The following is a 3484-nucleotide window of genomic DNA, read 5'->3' on the forward strand; positions in this document are numbered from 1 at the left end:
CATTCATTAATAAGTACATATTCTGGTTAATTCTCGAATTACTTGGAACAGATGGGCGCGACACGCCCGCGTTGGTTTGGATAAAATCTCATGGGGTTTGGGGCAATCATGGGATGGGCGTATTCAAATACGCCCCTACAAAATGACCACGCGCCCTTGCCCAAACCCCTTTGAGAACCGTTTTATAAAGGACAATTTCTTTCTTGCAACAGCCCTGACAACAAAAGCAGGGTAAAAAATGATGTGCGGAAATTGGGGTTAAAAAAAGTAAAGCCTTACCGCCCAAAATTTCTCTAATGTATAGGGAAATCCTGTTAGATAACATTCGCACACTGCCGTGCTGCGTGTTTCAAACTCTTGGGGTGGTTCCAGTGGTTGAGTAAGGTGCAGCTTTATGGTCGCTTCCTTACCTCGAAACGGGGCAAGTTCGGCTTGAGTGTGGCGAACAGAAACGGGTTAGCAAAATCTAATACCGCTCTGGTCGCCAGCCCTACCCCTATTAGCCCAGATTATATTTGGCGCGTATAGTTTGCGGAATGCTCTTCTGTGCAATACCTCTAATTTCCGTTGGGTTCACATTTAAGTTCAGTGCCGTTTTCAGGTGAAATGCTGCCTCTTCTGGGTTATTAGCTGCCAGCAACTGCTTGGCATATTCTAATAAGCTTCCATAGTATAGACTTGAGATGTTATAAAAATTCGGTTCACGCTCCCACACAATCTTAAACTTGCCTGAAGCATCATCATATTTTTTGGCGTTTAATTTACTCCAACCTTGCTGGTAGAAATCGGCAATCTCTTCCAAACTTGTCAGGTCTTTATCGCCTGCCAATATGTCTTTTGCCGCCCTTAATTGATCGAGTCCCAATCGGAAGGAATCAGGGTTGGTAGCAGCTTTAAAAAGTTGCTTTGAGTAAGTTAAATAGCTTTCTTTGAGCTTATCATTAATAGCAGCATCATTTCGCAAAAGATTGCTTGCTTCGGTAAGGTTACGAATTGCTTTCGGGTAATTGCTACAAGGGTTATCAGCGCACTGATTAATCTGGTTAGTAGCATCACTCAATAGCTTTTGGGCTTGCGTGCGATTGTTTGCAACTACGGTAAGCGCGGCAGAAGTTGGTTCTACAGTAGCTACCGCTGCCGTAGAAACAGGTTTGTTAGTAAGAGCCACAATGAGAATTACAGCTACACCTAACAGCAGGATTGCTACCAGCATTATCAATCCCCATTGATTCAAAGGGCTGCGTCTGGTGATACCTGCTTTCTCATCAAAAATATCATCCAGATTCTGCTGCTTTTCCTGCATCCAATCTTGGGGATTTCCCCCTTTCTCGGACATCCAATCCTGAGTTTGATTTGTATTTCTATTGTTTCTAGCCATCTTTAACTACCCACCCTTCTTCTACTTGCAATCTTTCTTGGTCGTTTCCAGACCGCCTTTAATGCGATTAAAGTACGTCATCAGCTCCTGAATAGCCGGTATGCTCATTACTTTGTCTGCCTGATCAAAATAATTAGTTGCTTCAGCTTTATTGGCAGAGCTAGAATTGCATTTTATACCAGCCATGTCACGGTAGGTTTCGGTCAATTTTACTGCTGGACTCTCCATGTTCATTTTAGCCAGAAAACTAGGATCTTTCTGAACCAATTTGGATAATTTATCGCTTGCTTCTATTAATTTCTGCTCCTTTTCCTGCGGGTTTTCAGTGCGCAAAGCAGCACTCTGTGCGTTCTTGCCATCTATATACAATTGCGTCATATCTCGCCTGTCAGTTACTCCTTTAACCCACCCATCCAGTGTGGTGTAAGGCTGCGGTATCGAAGGTATTCGGGTAGGCTTCACACCTGCTTGAAGTTTGTTAGTAGTGGCGTAATCAACGGCTTGCTTATAGTCAGTTAATGCATTTTCAGGCAGCAAGCTTGTTTCTTCCTGCTGTCCCAAAGTGGCATACACCGCAAACAAATATGCGGCAGCGTTCACTTTAACATCTTTGTCAGTCAGCAGAGCAGGCAAGGCGGTGGTAACTTCCAAATACTTTCCAGCCTCGTAATCTCTGACCGCCACATTGAATTTTCGCTGATTTTCAGTCAAGTTGCGGTCAGGGTTGTTAATGCTCTGAAGTCCTGTAAACCAGAAGAAGCTACCTGCTCCGGCAATAATAAGCGCAAATACTCCAGAGACTATTGCCAGTATAGTAGCCTTTTTGCGGCGACTGCGCGTTCCATCCAAATCCAGTCCATTATCAATGCCTGCTTCCTCCTCGCCACTACCATATAGGCTCGGCGGAGGAGGAACGTAATCGGAAGAAATCTGACCATATTCGTCAGTTCCGAGCGAAACCTCTTTACCCAACTGTGAGTAATTATTGCCATTTTGGTTCATTATTCAACCTCCTCTGATTCTTGTCCGTATATGGCGGCGGGAACAAACTCTAGTTCTGTCAGGCTTTCTACGAAATTCGTGGCTTCCTCTTGTAATTGTTTGTCCACTGGCTGACCACACACCGGACAATCCGGCTGTGACCAAATATCTACAAAACGACTTTGCAAGGGTTCATCAAAAATCCAGCCTTGTTTGGGTTGATTGCCCCACAATATCCAGTTTGCAGGGTAGGGTTCTACCAAGCTTGTTTTATCATAGCGAGACAAAACGCTTAACGCGGTTCGCGCCATAATAAGCGCAATATGCCCCACATCCATGCTCAGGGCTAACTGTGGTCTTCCGGGTAATGCCCCGTAATCCTCAATTTCATCATGGTCTTGCTCCCCGAATAACTGGCTGGTGGCTATGCGGAAGCACATATAGCAACCCACCTTTTGCCCCTCAAGTTCTACGCCGGGTATCGCCATGAACACATCCCCCCCAAAGCCCATCTCATAAGCTGCGCCATACACTGCTGGGATACCTTTATTCCAAGATATTCGATTGATAACCCCTTTGGCTTCTTCCGAGTCTGTTGCCCCTACCACCAAATCACACCCGTCCAAGAGTTGCTCAAGAGTATCCAGATGTTCCGTTACATCTATGTTAAAAGTCTCAACCTTTAACAAAGGATTAGTATTTAATAACAGGTCTTTCAGCGCATCGGTTTTCAAGCGCCCGATGTCGCGCATCCCGCAGACATGGCGCACCACATTATGTACTTTCAAACGGTCAAAATCTGCCAAGCGGAATTTCCCAACTCCTGCTTTGGCTAATTCCACTGCGGCAGTGCCGCCCCCTGTGCCTAGTCCGATGATTGCTACCGTTTTATTTGCCAGCGCATTTGTATCCAGCAATCCCGCGATGCGACTTTTGAAATCATCGTAGAAAGTCAGCCGCTCATGCTCAACTTCTTCGGCGCTTCCCTCTTCACTAATTTTGTAAAAAGTTATCGCGTCATTATGGGCTAATAAAACCAGTTCACCGGGTTGGCTGGAGTCCAATTTTTCCCCTCGTTGCCAGCGCCCCAACAAGATATTGCTTGGCGAATCCAGATGCAACAGC

General features: G+C 45.5%; 4 protein-coding genes. 1 reads left to right on the forward strand and 3 read right to left on the reverse strand.

The window, feature by feature from the left end:
• Positions 1-375: 375 nt before the first annotated feature.
• Complete coding sequence (locus tag WCK19_RS18300; RefSeq protein ID WP_342398846.1) at positions 376-528, forward strand: hypothetical protein; 153 nt, start codon at positions 376-378, stop codon at positions 526-528.
• Here the strand turns inward: WCK19_RS18300 and WCK19_RS18305 are convergent.
• From WCK19_RS18305 to WCK19_RS18315, 3 genes are all read right to left on the reverse strand, one after another.
• Positions 500-1378: a hypothetical protein gene (locus tag WCK19_RS18305; protein WP_342398847.1), complete on the reverse strand. Its 879-nt coding sequence runs from the start codon at positions 1376-1378 to the stop codon at positions 500-502. The genes WCK19_RS18300 and WCK19_RS18305 overlap by 29 nt on opposite strands.
• A gap of 21 nt (positions 1379-1399) precedes the next feature.
• Entirely contained in the window at positions 1400-2380 is a 981-nt protein-coding gene (locus WCK19_RS18310) for a hypothetical protein (protein ID WP_342398848.1), read from the reverse strand.
• The coding region (locus WCK19_RS18315) for a ThiF family adenylyltransferase (protein WP_342398849.1) at positions 2380-3484 on the reverse strand (1105 nt) is incomplete at its 5' end. The genes WCK19_RS18315 and WCK19_RS18310, both read right to left, overlap by 1 nt.

Origin of the sequence: Candidatus Chlorohelix sp. (assembly GCF_037138995.1) — a bacterium.
Taxonomy (GTDB): domain Bacteria; phylum Chloroflexota; class Chloroflexia; order Chloroheliales; family Chloroheliaceae; genus Chlorohelix.